At 33.4% G+C, this 16,786-nt stretch carries 15 protein-coding genes; 6 read left to right on the plus strand and 9 right to left on the minus strand.

Annotation, left to right across the window (positions count from 1 at the left end; genetic code table 11):
- Nucleotides 1-161: 161 nt before the first annotated feature.
- A complete protein-coding gene (locus tag ACSSV5_RS10650) occupies nucleotides 162-503 on the plus strand; it encodes a hypothetical protein (RefSeq protein ID WP_211064879.1) in 342 nt (113 codons plus the stop codon).
- A gap of 53 nt (nucleotides 504-556) precedes the next feature.
- On the opposite strand, the gene ACSSV5_RS10655 is transcribed toward ACSSV5_RS10650, so the two are convergent.
- Genes ACSSV5_RS10655 through ACSSV5_RS10665 form a run of 3 tightly spaced genes read right to left on the minus strand, consistent with a single transcriptional unit; the run spans nucleotide 557 to nucleotide 2,324 of the window.
- Complete coding sequence (locus ACSSV5_RS10655; RefSeq protein ID WP_454245857.1) at nucleotides 557-1,399, minus strand: fructosamine kinase family protein; 843 nt, start codon at nucleotides 1,397-1,399, stop codon at nucleotides 557-559.
- Complete coding sequence (locus ACSSV5_RS10660) at nucleotides 1,399-1,893, minus strand: dihydrofolate reductase (RefSeq protein WP_454245858.1); 495 nt, start codon at nucleotides 1,891-1,893, stop codon at nucleotides 1,399-1,401. Before ACSSV5_RS10660 ends, ACSSV5_RS10655 begins: the two co-directional genes overlap by 1 nt.
- The gene (locus tag ACSSV5_RS10665; RefSeq protein WP_454245859.1) at nucleotides 1,890-2,324 is read right to left on the minus strand and encodes a 2TM domain-containing protein; all 435 of its coding nucleotides are present in this window, start codon (nucleotides 2,322-2,324) and stop codon (nucleotides 1,890-1,892) included. Before ACSSV5_RS10665 ends, ACSSV5_RS10660 begins: the two co-directional genes overlap by 4 nt.
- 42 nt (nucleotides 2,325-2,366) lie before the next feature.
- Between ACSSV5_RS10665 and ACSSV5_RS10670 the strand changes: the two genes are divergently transcribed.
- Nucleotides 2,367-3,440, plus strand: coding sequence for an aminotransferase class V-fold PLP-dependent enzyme (locus ACSSV5_RS10670; protein ID WP_454245860.1), 1,074 nt, complete (start codon nucleotides 2,367-2,369; stop codon nucleotides 3,438-3,440).
- A gap of 195 nt (nucleotides 3,441-3,635) precedes the next feature.
- Nucleotides 3,636-3,929 (plus strand): isoamylase early set domain-containing protein, encoded by a 294-nt coding sequence (locus ACSSV5_RS10675; protein ID WP_211064875.1) that lies wholly within the window; start codon nucleotides 3,636-3,638, stop codon nucleotides 3,927-3,929.
- Nucleotides 3,930-4,232: 303 nt separating this feature from the next.
- Here the strand turns inward: ACSSV5_RS10675 and ACSSV5_RS10680 are convergent, their stop codons facing one another.
- Genes ACSSV5_RS10680 through cysQ form a run of 4 tightly spaced genes read right to left on the minus strand, consistent with a single transcriptional unit; the run spans nucleotide 4,233 to nucleotide 7,815 of the window.
- A complete protein-coding gene (locus ACSSV5_RS10680) occupies nucleotides 4,233-5,489 on the minus strand; it encodes a sulfate adenylyltransferase subunit 1 (RefSeq protein ID WP_454245861.1) in 1,257 nt (418 codons plus the stop codon).
- Nucleotides 5,490-5,517: 28 nt separating this feature from the next.
- A complete protein-coding gene (cysD, locus tag ACSSV5_RS10685) occupies nucleotides 5,518-6,423 on the minus strand; it encodes a sulfate adenylyltransferase subunit CysD (protein WP_454245862.1) in 906 nt (301 codons plus the stop codon).
- Nucleotides 6,416-7,018 carry an adenylyl-sulfate kinase gene (cysC, locus tag ACSSV5_RS10690; protein WP_211064872.1) on the minus strand — a complete coding sequence of 201 codons (603 nt, stop codon included), beginning with the start codon at nucleotides 7,016-7,018 and terminating at the stop codon, nucleotides 6,416-6,418. Before cysC ends, cysD begins: the two co-directional genes overlap by 8 nt.
- Before the next feature lie 5 nt (nucleotides 7,019-7,023).
- Entirely contained in the window at nucleotides 7,024-7,815 is a 792-nt protein-coding gene (cysQ, locus tag ACSSV5_RS10695) for a 3'(2'),5'-bisphosphate nucleotidase CysQ (protein WP_454245863.1), read from the minus strand.
- A gap of 216 nt (nucleotides 7,816-8,031) precedes the next feature.
- Here cysQ and ACSSV5_RS10700 point away from each other — a divergent pair, with 216 nt between their 5' ends.
- Nucleotides 8,032-9,399, plus strand: coding sequence for a saccharopine dehydrogenase family protein (locus ACSSV5_RS10700; protein ID WP_454245864.1), 1,368 nt, complete (start codon nucleotides 8,032-8,034; stop codon nucleotides 9,397-9,399).
- Nucleotides 9,400-9,548: 149 nt separating this feature from the next.
- Entirely contained in the window at nucleotides 9,549-13,310 is a 3,762-nt protein-coding gene (locus ACSSV5_RS10705) for a choice-of-anchor I family protein (protein WP_454245865.1), read from the plus strand.
- A gap of 144 nt (nucleotides 13,311-13,454) precedes the next feature.
- Here ACSSV5_RS10705 and ACSSV5_RS10710 read toward each other — a convergent pair whose 3' ends face one another.
- Nucleotides 13,455-13,760: a GIY-YIG nuclease family protein gene (locus ACSSV5_RS10710; protein ID WP_211064869.1), complete on the minus strand. Its 306-nt coding sequence runs from the start codon at nucleotides 13,758-13,760 to the stop codon at nucleotides 13,455-13,457.
- Between the two features lie 194 nt (nucleotides 13,761-13,954).
- The gene (locus ACSSV5_RS10715) at nucleotides 13,955-14,926 is read right to left on the minus strand and encodes a phytanoyl-CoA dioxygenase family protein (protein ID WP_454245866.1); all 972 of its coding nucleotides are present in this window, start codon (nucleotides 14,924-14,926) and stop codon (nucleotides 13,955-13,957) included.
- 484 nt (nucleotides 14,927-15,410) lie between these two features.
- On the opposite strand from ACSSV5_RS10715, the gene ACSSV5_RS10720 reads away from it, so the two are divergent.
- A complete protein-coding gene (locus ACSSV5_RS10720) occupies nucleotides 15,411-16,256 on the plus strand; it encodes an AraC family transcriptional regulator (protein WP_211064868.1) in 846 nt (281 codons plus the stop codon).
- Nucleotides 16,257-16,786: the final 530 nt, after the last annotated feature.

Here is a 16,786-nt window from a genome sequence, read left to right on the forward strand (position 1 = left end):
TTTTTTTAAAAGTAAAATTAGTAAATATCCAAAAGGATCTAATTAACGCAATCTTAGTAAAATAAACTAAATATATTTGAAATAGCTTAAATTTTGAAACAAAATCTATTAGATTTGTTTTATATTAAAAAAACGATTAAATTTATCGCAAAATTAAAATTATGAAATCAATTATTTACATTGCTATTTTTACATTTATGAGTATTGGAGTTTATGCACAAGACTCAAACCCACAAAGCTTAGCAGAATCTAGTAAAGCAACTGCTACCAAAATCAGTCAAGAGCTCAAACTTGATGATGATAGGAGTCTTTTACTCTATAGAGCTATTTATTCTACTGAATTAGGTCGTGCTCGTGCTGAAAATAACTTGTCTGATGATCCTGAGCAACTGGCATCAACCAACAAAAAAATTGATGAATCATTTGTAAAAATTTTAGAAGGAAATTTTTCAGAAAAAGAAATTGCTAAAATCAAACAATTGTATAAAACTAAAAAGAAATAGTTCCTTATTTCACATTATCTCACAAACCTGTTGTTGACACTCAACAGGTTTTTTTATTGGTATTGATTTAAAATATGTTTTGCTTGACTATAATACGAAGATCCAAACAAATTGAGATGGACTAAAATATAGTAAAGTTGCCAAAGCGATATTCGAGATTTCCAGTTGGGTTCTAATGGAGATATTTCATTGTATATTTTAAAAATATCTTGAGAATAGCCACCAAATAGTTTCATCATCGCCAAATCCATTTCCCGCGGTGCATAAGCTATGGCTGGGTCAAAAATACAGGTTTTGCCATTGCTGGTAAATAAATGATTGCCCGCCCATAAATCGCCGTGAATTAGAGAGGATTTTTCTGTTGGGATAATTGCCTCTAAGTTTTTATAGAAATTATTGAGATTTTTAAATTCAAATCCCTTTTGCCGTGCGAGCTTAAATTGAGGTTCTAATCTCAGATTTATATAAAAGTCTAAAGCATTATCAAAATTTGGTAGATTAGGTTGCGGTAGGCCACCGATATAGTTGTTAAAATCAAGACCAAATGTTTCCGATTGGGTTTTATGGAGTTTTGCTAAGGCAACTGCAAAGGTTTCAGATGAATTTTCAGGCTGTCCACTTTCAATATATTCTAAAATGAGATAGGTGTAATTTTTAAAATCGCCATAAGCAATGACTTCAGGAATGACAAAACTTTTGGTTTTTGAAAGAAGACTTAGCGATTTAGCTTCAAGCTTAAACATATCTGGAAAACGCTTGACTTGATTGACTTTAATGACATAATCTCGCTTTGGAGAATCAATCTTATAAGTGTCATTGATATCACCGCCATTAAGCGGATTTATATTTTGAAATTTGATGCCGTTTAACTCACATATTTTTTTAATATGTTGCATTATGAAACTGATTTTCGGGTGTAGGTTTCGTAATCAAAGGCGTAGTTGTGTTTATCATCTTTTGGATGATGTTTGCTTTGGGTTAATGTCCAAGTATTCAAATTGATTTCAGGAAAATATGTGTCTGCATCAAATTGTCCACGAACACGGGTCAGTTCTATTTCATCAACATATGGCATAAATTGCTTGTAGATTTCGCCACCACCAATCACAAAAACCTTGTCTTGTTTTTTAGCTATTTTGATGGCTTCATCAATGCTTTTTACAACAATGCAATCTTTGATAGGGTAGTTATCTTGTCGTGTAATCACAATATGAGTCCTGTGAGGTAAAGGTTTAGGAAAAGACTCAAAGGTTTTTCTGCCCATAATAATAAAATGCTGGCTCGTTAAAGCTTTAAAACGCTTAAAATCATCGGGCAAATGCCAAAGCAATTGATTGTCTTTACCCAACTCGTTTCTTTCTCCAACGGCAGCAATAGCAATTAACTTCAAGATTTTTTAGGGTTTTGGGGTTCAGTTTTAGACTGATTTTCATCTTGTTTATCTTGACTTGTGCCTTCTAATGGGTATTTTTCATCTACTTTCTTTTGAAGTTTTTTTAGTTTAACCAATTGTTTTTCAACAAGTTTACTCATATATTTTTCTTCCCAAGCTCTGCCCATTAATTTTTCAACAAAAAACACATTGATGGTGTGAGCAAGGAGAAAAAATGCCCAAATCAAAATAGCTGAAACAAACCAATGCCAGCCTAAGGGCTTAAAATCAATTTGATATTCTAAAACTAAATTGACAAAAATTAAAACCACGGCACCTGCTATAAAAAAGACGAGGTGATGCACTAAACGCTTTTTTTGAATTAAGCGCCTATTAGCGTTTTTGAACAACTCTTTTTGATCGATATCAATATCTTTAGAAGAAGTCATAATAAATTGTATTTTAGTCTTCCAAATTTAAGCTAAATGTTGATGAATACCAAGACTATTTTTCCACAAACTCAAAATTTCACCTATCTCAATACGGCAGCTTGTGGGTTGCTGTCTATAAATGTGCTTTTACAAAAACAAAAAGACAACGAAGATTTTTACAATCAAGGCAGTGTTTTTTTGAATGATGAAGATAAAATTATCACTCTAACCAAAAAAAATATTGCAAGGATTTTTAATGTTGACCAAGATAAAGTAGCCATTTCGGCTAATTTTTCTTTGGCTTTTAATGCTGTTTTAGACGCCATAAATGAATCTGCTACTTTTTTGTATCTCAATGAAGATTATCCTTCTATTCGTTTGCCTATAAAAAACAGAGGTTTTGATTGTAAAAGTATTTCTATAACGAGTCAAATTGAGAATGATATTTATGAGTATATCGCCAAATATAAACCCAATTTTTTTGCTGTAAGTAAAGTTCAATATCTTAGTGGACTTCACCTTGAAACCTCTTTTTTTCAAAAACTAAAGCGAGATTTTCCCAACTTAAAAATTTTGGTTGATGGCACACAGTATCTTGGCGTTGAAGCCTATGATTTTAAAAATTCAGGAATTGACTTAATGATTTCAAGTGGCTATAAATGGCTCAACGCTGGACTTGGCAATTGTATTGTGATGCTTTCTGAAGCTCTACTTGATGAGCTGAACCCTAAGCAAATCGGTGCCAATAGTTTGATAGACAAAACCAAGGAAGCATCAAAACCTATGGGCTTTTTAGAGCCAGGTCATTACGACTTAATTGCCATAAAATCTTTGGCAACGGCTTTGGAATTACATTACAACCAAATTGGAATAGAAAACATTCAAAACCATTTACAAAATATTTCTCGTCAAGCCTTTGAAACTTTTAAAAATCAACAACTTATAGATGAAGTAGTGTTTAAAAGATCTCAACATTCAACCATTTTTAATTTAAGTATCAATCAAAAACGATTTCAAGACTTTGAAAAAGCTAATATTAGTCTCTCAAAAAGAGGAAATGGTTTGCGTGTTAGCTTTCATTATCACAATGATTTAGAAGATTTAGACCAACTTTTGAAGATTGTAAACAATTAATAATCAAATTTATAAGAAATATAATACAGCAGATTTACTAATTCTTTAAACAATCATTTTTGTATAACGTTTTCGTGTTTATATTTATTTATATTTTTAAGGTTTATTATATGTTTTACATAAAAATAACATTATATTAAAATTATATACTTAAAATATAGGTATAAATATTAAATTTGTTTCAAAAATATTATTATGGCAATCAAGAAACAATATTTAAAATCCAAACCTGTCTGCAAAGTTACTTTTACTGTAGAAGCCAAAGACGCCAAACAAGTTTTTGTTAGTGGTGATTTCAACGATTGGAGTCAAACTAAAAACGAACTCAAAAAATTGAAAAACGGTAATTTTAAAGGCACTATTGATTTAGAAAAAGGCAAAACTTACGAATTCAAATATTTAGTTGACGGAAATTGGCAAAACGAAGAACAAGCCGACAGCTACAAATGGAACGATTTGGGCTCAGAAAACAGTGTTTTGGAAGTTTAGTTTAACGTGAGTTCGATTTATTGAAATATGTAAATCAGATGATTACATCTTTTTGTTAGCAAATTTGTCATTTCGAACGAAGCATGAGGAGAAATCTCATCCTACTGAGATGTCTCGTCGCTCATGCTTCGCTCTGTCGTCATGACAAATGAATAAATATCTGTATTTTATATGAATATATTTTATTGGAATTTATATCACACTCACGTTAGTTTAGAATAGAAACTTAAGCTCTGAGTCAAATAAAAACCCGAAGCTGATTTCAACTTCGGGTAGTTTTGTTTTTTAGAAAATAATAGGGGATCAAACAATCATACCAGCAGCAACGGTTTCTTTTGTAGCGTCATCTATCAAAATAATACTTCCCGTATGTTTGTTTTTACGGTAAGCATCAATCATTAAAGGTTTTGTGGTTTTTATTTTTACACGGGCTATATCATTCATATTCAACATCTTGTCAGTCTCATCTCTTTTAAAAGTATTAATGTCCATTTTGTAAACCACATCTTTGATCATTGCTTTTTTCTCATTACTGGTATGCATAATGGTATATTTTGTTCTCGGTCTGGCAGCATCTCGATTCAACCAACACAGCATCACATCAAATTCTTGTGAGGTTTGGGGCTGGTTGTTTTTTCTTACAATCATATCACCACGACTAACATCTATATCGTCTTCTAATGTTATTGAAACCGACATCGGAGCAAAAGCTTCTTGCACTTCATCTTCACCAGCATTAATACTTTTTATTTTTGAAGTCAATCCTGAAGGTAAAACAGTGACTTCATCGCCAGTTCTAAAAATCCCGCTTTGTAGTCTGCCTGCATAACCACGGTAATCAATAAAACCTTCTCGCTGAGGTCTTATCACGGTTTGAACGGCTAGACGGCTATCGATTTTATTAATATCACTACTGATATGTAAAGTTTCTAAAGCGTTTAAAAGTGGAGAATCTTTATACCAAGTCATTTCTTCAGAACGGTTGACTACATTGTCACCATTTAAAGCACTGATTGGAATATAACGCACGTCTTTGATGTAAAGTTTTGAAGCAAATTCTTCAAACTGGTTCACAATTTCGTTAAAACGTTCTTCACTATAATCGACTAAATCCATTTTATTAACACAGACTAAAATGTGTGGAATCTGCAATAAAGAGGCAATATAAGCGTGGCGTTTTGTTTGTTCAATCACACCATTTCTAGCATCGATAAGAATAATGGCGGCGTTGGCTGTTGAAGCACCAGTTACCATATTTCGGGTATATTCAACGTGACCTGGCGTATCGGCGATGATAAACTTGCGTTTTGGTGTAGTAAAATAACGGTAAGCCACATCAATAGTGATGCCTTGTTCTCTCTCATCTTTTAAGCCATCGGTAAATAGGGCTAAATCTACGCCATCTATACCTTTTTGTTTACTGGTGTTTTCAACGGCGGCGATTTGGTCTTCAAAAATTGATTTGGAATCGTAAAGCAAGCGACCTATCAAAGTGCTTTTTCCATCATCAACACTTCCAGCTGTTGTGAATCTTAAAAGTTGATTATGTTGAATATTCATAATATTATCGTTTTTTCTTCAGTTTTGTTTAAAAATAACCTTCTTTTTTACGGTCTTCCATTGCGGTTTCTGAACGTTTATCATCAGTTCTATTGCCGCGTTCGGTTTGACGCATAGTTGAAACTTCTTCGACAATTTTTTCTAATGTATCGGCATCAGACTCAATACCGCCTGTGATGGTGATATCGCCAAGTGTTCTAAATCTTATTTTTTTGGTAACTACTTCTTCATGATCTTCCAATTTTAAAAATTCTGAATTAGGAATCCAAGAACCGTTTCTCCAAACTACTTCTCTTTGGTGAGCGATGTAAAGCGACGGAATTGATATGTTTTCTCTTAAAATATAGTTCCATACGTCCATTTCAGTCCAATTACTGATAGGAAAAGCTCTAAAATGTTCACCTTCAAAATGTTTTCCATTCAACAAATTCCACAATTCTGGTCGTTGGTTTTTAGGATCCCATTGTCCAAAATCGTCACGGTGAGAAAAGAAGCGTTCTTTGGCTCTGGCTTTTTCTTCGTCGCGTCTTCCGCCACCAATGGCACAGTCAATTTTATGTTCTTCAATGGCATCGAGTAAAGTGGTGATTTGCAGTGCATTTCTGGTTGCATTTTTACCTTTTTCTTCCAGCACTCGACCTTTATCTATAGATTCTTGAACAGAACCAACGAGTAGATTAACCCCAAGTTTTTTCACTAAATCATCACGAAATTTAATCGTTTCAGGAAAGTTATGGCCTGTATCAACGTGCAAAAGTGAAAAAGGAATTTTTGCAGGATAAAATGCTTTTTTAGCCAAATGTGTAACTAAAATAGAATCCTTTCCGCCTGAAAACATAATGACAGGATTTTGGAATTGTGCCCAAACTTCTCTTAGGATGAATATGGCTTCAGATTCTAATTCGTCGAGATAATTGAGATAATATTTACTCATAACGTGTTAATTTCAAATGTGGTTTGATTTTATTGATAACTTCTTGGGCAGATTGTTCTACACTTTTATTTACTGTTTTAACTGTAATATCAGGATGTTTTGGATTTTCATAAGGTGCTGAAATCCCTGTAAAATTTTTGATTTCACCTTTTCTTGCTTTGGCATAAAGCCCTTTGACGTCGCGTTTTTCACAAACTTCAAGTGGTGTATCTACAAATATTTCAAAAAAATCATCTGGTCCAATAATGTTTTTGACCTGTTGCCTGTCTGCTTGTGTTGGCGAAACAAATGCTGCAATACAGATTTGCCCTGAATCCACAAAAAGTTTAGCCACTTCAGCTATTCGTCTTAAGTTTTCAGCACGGTCTTCGGCAGAAAACCCTAAACCTTTGTTAATGCCTTGACGTATGTTATCACCGTCTAAGGTGTAAGTTTTATAACCTGAATTAAACAATTGTTGTTCAACAGCATTGGCAAGCGTTGATTTTCCAGAGCCTGATAAACCCGTGAACCACAAAACCAAGCCCGACTGCTTCAATTGCTTTTCGCGATCTTGTCTTGTGATGTTATAATTATGAAAAACCGTATTATTCATATTTGTTAACTTTTAGTCACCAAGAAATAATTGTTGAGTAAGTTTTCTCGATTATAAAGCATAGGTTGTTGTGTTTTTTGATCAACAACTCGAAGTCCAACAGCTTCACAAATGGCTTGACCTGCTGCAGTATCCCATTCCATTGTCGGTGCAAATCGTGGGTAAACATCGGCCTTTCCTTCAGCGATGAGACAAAATTTTAAGGAGCTGCCTTTTGAGACAATTTCTACGGGTTTGTTTTGATTGGATTTTAATTCTTCAATAAATTTTTGTGTGTCTTCGTTCATATGAGAACGGCTACCGACAACTCTCATTGTTTCAGATTCCGTTGGTTTTAATGTTTTTGCATCATTAAAATTGTCATCAAAATTTTTTGTGTCATCCCAAATCAACTTGTAAGATTTGTTTTCTTTAACTAAACCAACAAATAACTCTTTTGTTACAGGGACATAAATGACCCCAAATATGGGTTTTTGGTTTTTAACCAAAGCGATATTTACTGTAAACTCACCGTTTCTTTTTACAAATTCTTTGGTGCCATCTAATGGATCAATGATCCAACATTGAGACCAGTTTTTTCTTTCAGTAAAAGTTTTATTTTTATTTTCTTCACTAATCATAGGAATGCCCAATGGCTTTAATTTCTCTACAATGGCTTCATTAGCCTTTTGATCGGCGAGCGTCAAGGGCGAATTATCTCCTTTATATTCAACTTCAAAATCGGTATTGTAAACCTTTAAAATTTCTTTACCACCAGTTATAGCAGCCAATACAGCCTGTTTGTATTCTTTTTTCATAAACTATGAATAAGTTACAAAATTACAATAATTTTTATTTCCTACTAAATTGGTAGAGATTAAGTTTAGATTATCAAATCAAAAGTTACTTTTAATTGTTGAATTCAGGTATTTTTAAAATTAGCATATAATATTATCGGCTTATTATAAGTCAAAAGAGTAGATTTATATACCTTCGTAAAAACAACAAAAACAGACAAAAAATCATATAAATTTATGCGTAAACTACTCATTATTGGTGCAGGAAAATCTACTGCTTCTTTAGTTCGATTTTTAGCCCAAAAATCTCAAGAACAACAATTAGAAATCACTATTGCAGACAAGGACTTGAAACAAGCTCAAAAAATGACTAAATTTTCAGAATACTTAAAACCTGAAAGTTTAGATATTTTTAATGCAGATGATAGACAGAAAGCTATAAAACAAGCTGACATTATTGTTTCAATGCTTCCTGCGAGATTTCATATTGAAGTGGCTAAAGATTGTTTGAAATTTGGGAAAAATATGGTTACAGCTTCTTACGTTTCTGAAGCGATGCAAGCATTAGATAATGAAGTGAAATCCAAGGGTTTAACTTTTATGAACGAAATTGGCGTTGACCCAGGTGTTGACCATATGAGTGCAATGCAAGTGATAGATCGAATTAAAAATCAAGGCGGCAAAATGTTGATGTTTGAATCGTTTACAGGAGGTCTTGTTGCCCCTGAAAGCGATGATAATCTATGGCATTATAAATTTACTTGGAACCCCAGAAATGTAGTCGTAGCTGGTCAAGGTGGTGCAGCAAAATTTATCCAAGAAGGCAAATACAAATACATTCCTTATCAGCGTTTGTTTAGACGAACTGAGTTTATGAATGTGCCAGAATATGGTAGATTTGAAGGTATTGCCAATCGAAATTCATTGCAATATAGAGATATTTACGGTTTAGAAAATATTCCCACTATATATCGTGGCACATTACGTCGAGTTGGTTATTCAAAAGCTTGGAATGTTTTTGTTCAGCTCGGTATGACAGACGATACATATATTATGGAAAACACCAAAGATATGAGTTACCGTGAGTTTGTTAATTCATTTTTACCTTATTCGCCAACAGATTCTGTTGAGTTGAAGTTGCGACATAATCTTAAAATTGATCAAGATGATTTGATTTGGGAAAAACTTTTAGAGCTTGATTTATTTAACCCTGATAAAAAAATAGGTTTAGATCAAGCCACACCAGCTCAAGCACTGCAAAAAATATTAGAAGATCAATGGACTTTGCAACCCAACGACAAAGACATGATTGTGATGTATCATAAATTTGGTTATGAATTAAACAATGAAAAACATCAAATTGACTCTACAATGGTCAGTATTGGCGAAGACCAAACTTACACCGCTATGGCTAAAACAGTAGGACTTCCCGTTGGTATGGCTACACTTAAAATTTTAAATGGAGATATAACCCGTAAAGGCGTGTTAAGACCCATTTATCCAGATATTTACAATCCTATTCTAAAAGATTTAGAGGAATATGATATCAAATTTAAAGAACATATGGTAGAATATTTAGGTTACAATATTGAGAATGTAAATTAAATTTTATCAAAAAAAACAAATCTTCTTTAGATTTAACCATAACTTAACTTTCATTCTAAATTTCTAAACAATTTATTGATTTTTAGCTAATGTGTTTTAAGATTTAGTGTAATAATTTTAGCCAAAATTTAATCTAAAATTATAGTCTTATGAAACACATTACTTTATTAGCTTTATTATTGATTTCTAGTTGGGCATCTGCTCAGATTATCAGTCAATATGTAGAAACCGATAGCGGGACATCCCCAAAAGGTCTCGAAATTTTGAACAACACAAGTGTAGCAATTGATTTTTCAGTTGATAATCTCATCATAGAAAAAGGAACCAATGGTGGAGCTCCAAGTTCAGATTTTACTATTGATAGTGGTGTTTTACAACCTGGAGAAGTTCTTGTTGTTGGCACCATTGACATGCAGCCTGTAGCCACTTCAAATGGTGTTTTGTTTTATGAAAAAGCTTTTACTTTTAACGGTGATGATGCTTTAGTTCTGAAACTTGGGACGACAACTACTGATGTTTTTGGAAGTCCCAATACCGATCCTGGGAGTGCTTGGGAAGGTAATGGCGTTTCAACACAAAACCAAAATATTGCATTATTAAGCAGTATTACTACTGGAGAATTAACGGGTTTCACAGATCCAAGCACAAGATTTGAAACCATCAACACTACGCCTTCAGATATTGCAAATGGTGGTTTAGATGGTTTTGGTGTTGCACCAAGTCCTGGAAGTTTTGACCTTCAAATTACAGAAATATTCTCAGGTCAAGCAGGTAACGATTTAACCGAAGATTGGTTTGAAATTAAAAATAATGGTGGAGTGGCTTGGATATCAGGTGTTGATCCAGATTTATATTACGATGACGAATCAGCAGATGCAACAACCGCCGATTTAATTCAAGGAATTACAGACATTCAACCAGGCGAATCTGTTGTGGTTTTAATCACAGGCAATACTGCTGATATTACTACTTTTCAAAATGTTTGGGGTGAAGTTTTAGATTTATCCACCGTAGAAATTGGGTTTGTTGATGGTGCTGGACTTGGCAGTGGTGGCGATACTGTCAATCTTTGGTTAGGCGATCCTTTAGCTTCTTCACCTTTTGAAACCGCTTCTTATCCTGATACAGCGGCCAACGATGGTCAATCTTATGATGTGGAATTGGCAACTTTTAGCACAGTTGGCAATGCAAACGGGGCAGTTGCAAGCTTACAATTAGGCGGTGATGCAGCAGATACACCTAATATTGCATCTCCAGGAAATGCAATGCCTTTACCAGCAAATTTAGTAATAACTGAAATATTCTCAGGTCAAGCAGGTAACGATTTAACCGAAGATTGGTTTGAAATCAAAAATAATGGTGGAGTGGCTTGGATATCAGGCGTTGATCCAGATTTATATTACGATGACGAATCAGCAGATGCAACAACCGCCGATTTAATTCAAGGAATTACAGACATTCAACCAGGCGAGTCTGTTGTGGTTTTAATCACAGGCAATACTGCTGATATAACTACTTTTCAAAATGTTTGGGGTGAAGTTTTAGATTTATCCACCGTAGAAATTGGGTTTGTTGATGGTGCTGGACTTGGCAGTGGTGGCGATACTGTCAATCTTTGGTTAGGCGATCCTTTAGCTTCTTCACCTTTTGAAACTGCTTCTTATCCTGATACAGCGGCCAACGATGGTCAATCTTATGATGTGGAATTGGCAACTTTTAGTACAGTTGGCAATGCAAACGGCGCAGTTGCAACCTTACAATTAGGCGGTGATGCAGCAGATACACCTAATATTGCATCTCCAGGAAATGCACCAGAATCTACTCAAGTTCAATTGGCTTTTGAAGAAACAGTTGTTTCAGTAGATGAAAATGGAGGCAATGTAACTATTAATGTTTCACCATCAATAGCACCTTCTAATGCATCAAGCGTAGATGTTTCTGTTATGATGGGAGGAACGGCTTTAGACGGCACACATTTTACATTTTCAACTTCAACTTTAAATTTCACTTCTGGTTCTACAGTAGCACAAAGTGTAACGATTCCTATTATTGATAACAATACAGATGATAGTAGTGTATTCTTTGTTTTAGAGTTATCAAACCCAGTTAATGCTACTTTAGGCAACTCTGTTCTACCAGTTTACATTTTAGACGATGACAACGATGTGCCACAAGCAGATGAAACTGTATTGGATATAAATTACCTGAACAGCTATACCGTTGACCCAAATGGTACAGCAGAAATTTCTAAGTTTGACCCAACTACACAACGCTTATTTGTAGTCAACGATACTAAAATTGAAATCATAGATTTATCTGTTCCAACAGCACCTTCAACCATTAGTAATATTGATATAACACCTTTTGGTGCAAGTGCACAAAGTGTTGACGTCAGAAATGGACTTGTTGCCATTGCAGTTGCCGATAATGTAGAAACTAATCCAGGATTTGTTGTTTTTACAGACGTAGATGGCAACAACCCCGTTCAAGTAATGGTTGGAGTTTTACCTGATATGTTAACTTTTACACCTGATGGTAATTCAGTTTTAGTGGCTAATGAAGGTCAACCTAGTCAAGACTATACTATTGATCCAGAAGGCAGTATAAGTAAAATTGATGTTACTGGTGGTTTAGCAGGAATTACCCAAGCTAATGTGACAGAAATTAATTTCAATGCTTTTGATGGACAAGAAGCTTCTTTTAATGCCAATGACATTAGAATTTTTGGTCCAGGAGCTAGTGTTTCTCAAGATTTGGAGCCAGAATATATTACAGTAAGTGAAGACTCTCAAACAGCTTATGTAGTTTGTCAAGAAAACAACGCTTATGCTATTATAGATTTGACTACAAATACTGTAACAGACATTAAATCTTTTGGTTTAAAAGATCACAGTTTACCAGAAAACACTTTAGATACTTCTGACGAAACGGACTTTATTTTTGATGCCAATTGGCCGATAAAAGGCTTGTATATGCCTGATGGCATTGTTACTTATAATATTGGCGGAGTTAATTATCTCATTACTGCAAATGAAGGAGATGCTAGAGAATATGATGCTTTTGAAGAAGAAAGAAATATTACAGATGCTGATTATACCTTAGATCCAGCCGTTTTTCAAGATATAGATATCTTAGCCCTTGAAGCAAACCTTGGAGCTATAAATGTAACCAATGCTTCTGGTGATGCTGATGGAGACGGATTGTTTGAAGAAATTCATATTTTAGGTGGTCGTTCATTTAGTATTTTTAACGCTGATGCTGGAAACTTGGTTTACGATAGTGGCAATGATTTTGCTCATATTACGGCAGCTGATCCAGTTTACGGTGCTATATTTAATGCCAGTAACAGTAATAATTCTTTTAAAAATAGAAGTGACAATAAAGGGGTTGAGCCTGAAAATGTGATTGTTAAAGAAATCAATGGCAATTATTACACATTTATTATTTTAGAACGTATTGGTGGAGTAATGGCTTACGATGTTACAAATCCTTCTGCACCTGTGTTTTTAGAATATGAAAACAATAGAGATGCCACGCCAGGTGGACAAGAAAGTGGAGATTTAGGTCCTGAAGGTATTGTTTATATTGCTCCTGAAGATAGTGGCACTGGTAAAGCTTTATTGGTGTTGTCTAATGAAGTCAGTGCAACTTTATCTATTTATGAATTGAGTAATATTACGCTTTCTACACAAGATTTTGATTTAAACGATTTGAGTTTCAAAGTTTATCCAAACCCTGTGGACTCACTTTTAGAAGCAGATCAAGTTGGGGATTATACCATATTTAATCTTAATGGACAAAAATTGATTGAAATTAAAAATTCTTCAAAAATTGATGTTCAGAGTTTATCAAGGGGAATTTATATTATCAAAAATGAAAAAGGAAATAGCTTGAAATTTATCAAGCGTTAAATTAATTTCTAAGTTTTAAATTTAAACCTGAAAAGCCGTCAATTTTTGGCGGCTTTTTTGTTTTAGAAAACATCACCCTAAAGTTATAAAACTCAAAAGGTGATTATTATTTGTATCCCACCGACTAACTACATATTTGATGTATTATAATTGGAGCATAAATTTGATGTTTAAAAAAACTTCAACTATATCAGGGATAAAATCAGGTTGTGTAAGTTTGACAATCAGATTTCTGCTTTTTTGTTTTTTGATAAATTTTTCAATTTTTTCCGCTTCGCCACGAGTTTTGCCAGCTTCAAAAACCGCTTTTAAAACCCACGGTCTGTATTTAGAAGTAAAGGTATTAAATTTAGAAGAGTTGTGTTTCACTAGTCTTTTCCAAGGGTTCAGCGAAGAACCGACATAATATTTATCAAATTTATCTGAGTATAAAATGTAAAGGTAAAACATGATAACAAACAAAAAAGCCTTACGCTAATGTAAGGCTTTTGCTCCTCCTGAAAGACTCGAACTTTCGACCCTCTGATTAATCCCGCATGTGCGATATTACTCAAATGGTTTGTAAATATAAATTTATATTTCTAAAACACCTAAAATGAGATTCCCCCTTTGGTGTTTTACTTTCGATAAGTTCATTTTTAAAATCACCATTTTTTTAAACCTAGTAATTTCTCACCTAAATTTGACAATACTGCTCTTTTATACTTAGTCTGTTCCCAATTTCGAGGATCTCCAGGAAAGGCATATCCTTCGGGTGCAACACGATTCTTCCATGAATTGATACGCCATTTCCTTAGTTCTAGATTGTCCTCCTCTGCGGGCATCATTGAAATATACTGGGCAATTCGCACTCCATTTTCAGAACGATTGGGTCGTATGCCGTGTGGTTGTAAACTATTAAATATCAACAAATCTCCAGCTTCCATAGAGACTTTCACTAGCTTGTCTTCAAGACCCGTAATATCTGGTTTAAAATGATCCCTATCTTTAGGTTGTGTAAGTTTCCATTTGTCATAATTTCTGAACAACCACGGAATGCATTGAAACCCACCCATATTGGGGTCAGTTTGATCTGCTAAAGCTAATACGCCTTGAACATTTTGAGGTTTTGTTTCTGGATCATAATCCCAGTGTATAAAACCTTTGTACTCGTGACTAGGACGCATTGGGAAATTCAAATTAGCACGATCTATTGTTACCCACAATTTTTCGGTTCCCCAAATATCGACAAAAGCATCATAGACACGTTGTGTTTGACGATTGTTCCAGAGGTGCTGGTTGTTGTACACTTCTACCATACCTGTTCCAGCGAGTTCCTTCATTTTTATTTTGGCTCGTGGAGCAGTGTACCAAGTTTCTTTATCCTCAGCATTTTTTTCTTCGTATTCCCAAAGAAATTTCGCTGTATTCTTAGCTTGTTCACGTGACACAGCATTTTTAATGACAACATAACCGTTTTCTTTCCAAAAGTTCCATTGTTTTAATGATAAGACTTTAAGAGAATCAGCAGTTGCGGTTTTTCGTAATTTACTTTTGCTACTTTTTGAAGTAGAAGGATTTCCAGGAATATCTCGGTGTTCGTTACCCGTGTTAATTTTTTGTTTTGTTTTTTCCATTGTCTTAAAGTTTAAAATTAGATTTATAAGCGTTTATTTTTTTTTTAACTTATTTATACTTTATTGATATAATTTTTGATACCTATAAGTTGTTTTATTTTTTTAAATCAAATTATCTCTTTTCAAAGTATCTTGAGTTTTAGCTAAACAGATAATAATTTGTTTTGTTAACTCGTGATACTAACAGCTTAGCTACTTTTAAATGTGATTAAATAAAAACATTATTATTTCAATAATTATGTCGTAATTCATTTATATAATTGATATTTAAGATATTAATGTTTTAATTCAATATATCAGTTTTAAAAATACATTATGAATAAATTAAACTCTATTAATATTTAGAATTGTGCTAAATATTCAATTACAAAGATTAGTTATAATCATGAATAAAAGTTTAATAGCCTTAACAAGTATTTGTACTATATTGATATATTTCGTTTAATTTTGTATTTATATATATGTGTGTTTGTAAATATTTTCAATGAAAGTTCAGCTAGAAACCATCACTAACAACTTGAATAGATCGTTCAGTTTGATGTTTAATCCGAGACTAAATGATCTGTTCTTTTGGCATTTTCATCCTGAATATGAATTGGTCTATATTGAAGGGGCGGATGGCACACGTCATGTTGGGAATCATATCACTACCTATAAAAATAGTGACCTAGTATTAATAGGGTCAAATATTCCACATTTAAATTTTGATTATGGGGTAGAATCAGACTATAAAAAAGTTGTAGTACATCTCAAAAAAGAATTGGTGGAGACCTATTTTTATGGTACTCCAGAATTGCAAACTATCAATAAACTATTTGAAAAATCAAAACATGGTATTGCGTTCAATAGCGGTTTAAAGAAGCAAATAGGAATAGAGTTATTTGAACTAGAAGAGCTTGATCCAGTTGAGCAATATTTTAAATTACTCAGAATATTAGATAAGCTTTCGAATATTGATGACGTTGAGCTTTTACACAACAGACCATACAACAATCTGAGAAGTGATAAAAATCAAAAAAGGATTAGAAATATCTTTACTTATATTGATAAAAACTATCAAAACAAAATCCAACTGCAAGAGATGGCGAATCTCAGTAATATGACTAAAGAGGCATTCTGCCGTTATTTTAAAAAAATGACAAAACACACATTTACTGAATTTTTAAATCGTTACCGAATTAGTCAATCAAAAAGAATTTTGATGTCAGGTAATACTGTAAGCGATGCTTGCTACAGTTCTGGCTTTGATAGTTTGTCGTATTTTAATCGTGTTTTCAAGAAAATTACTCAAGAAAATCCGACAGAATTTCGAAAAAAATATTTGCATTAATACTTTTCTAAATCGCGAGTAGTTTATGTAATTAAGTTCCCTGATAGATTGGAGTGATATTTTAAATTTCAAATTATACCAATGAAATATGAAATACAAGAAATTTGTAACAGTATTTGAATAATAAACAGTTATAATTAAGGGAAGCCTACAAACTTTACGGGAAAAAACAAATATTCCTGTTATTTAATAGATAATAAGGTATAATAATATCAAAAACGTTGTTAAGAGCTCTTTTGTGTTACAAATTTGTTTCAGTTGATAATTAAAAAGCAGTACACTTATTTAAATTTTCGATTTTAAAACTACACTCAAGGACTTACTTCGATAAACTCGGTATCAACTCTTCAGCCTCAATAGGCTAAAAAACTTGAACCCTCTGATTAATCCCGCACGTGCGGGACTCTAACCAACTGAGCTAGTTTTCCGTTGGGAATAAAATCAGGTTGTGTAAGTTTGACAATCAGATTTCTGCTTTTTTGTTTTTTGATAAATTTTTCAATTTTTTCCGCTTCGCCACGAGTTTTGCC

This window comes from Psychroflexus sp. MBR-150, from assembly GCF_053628795.1.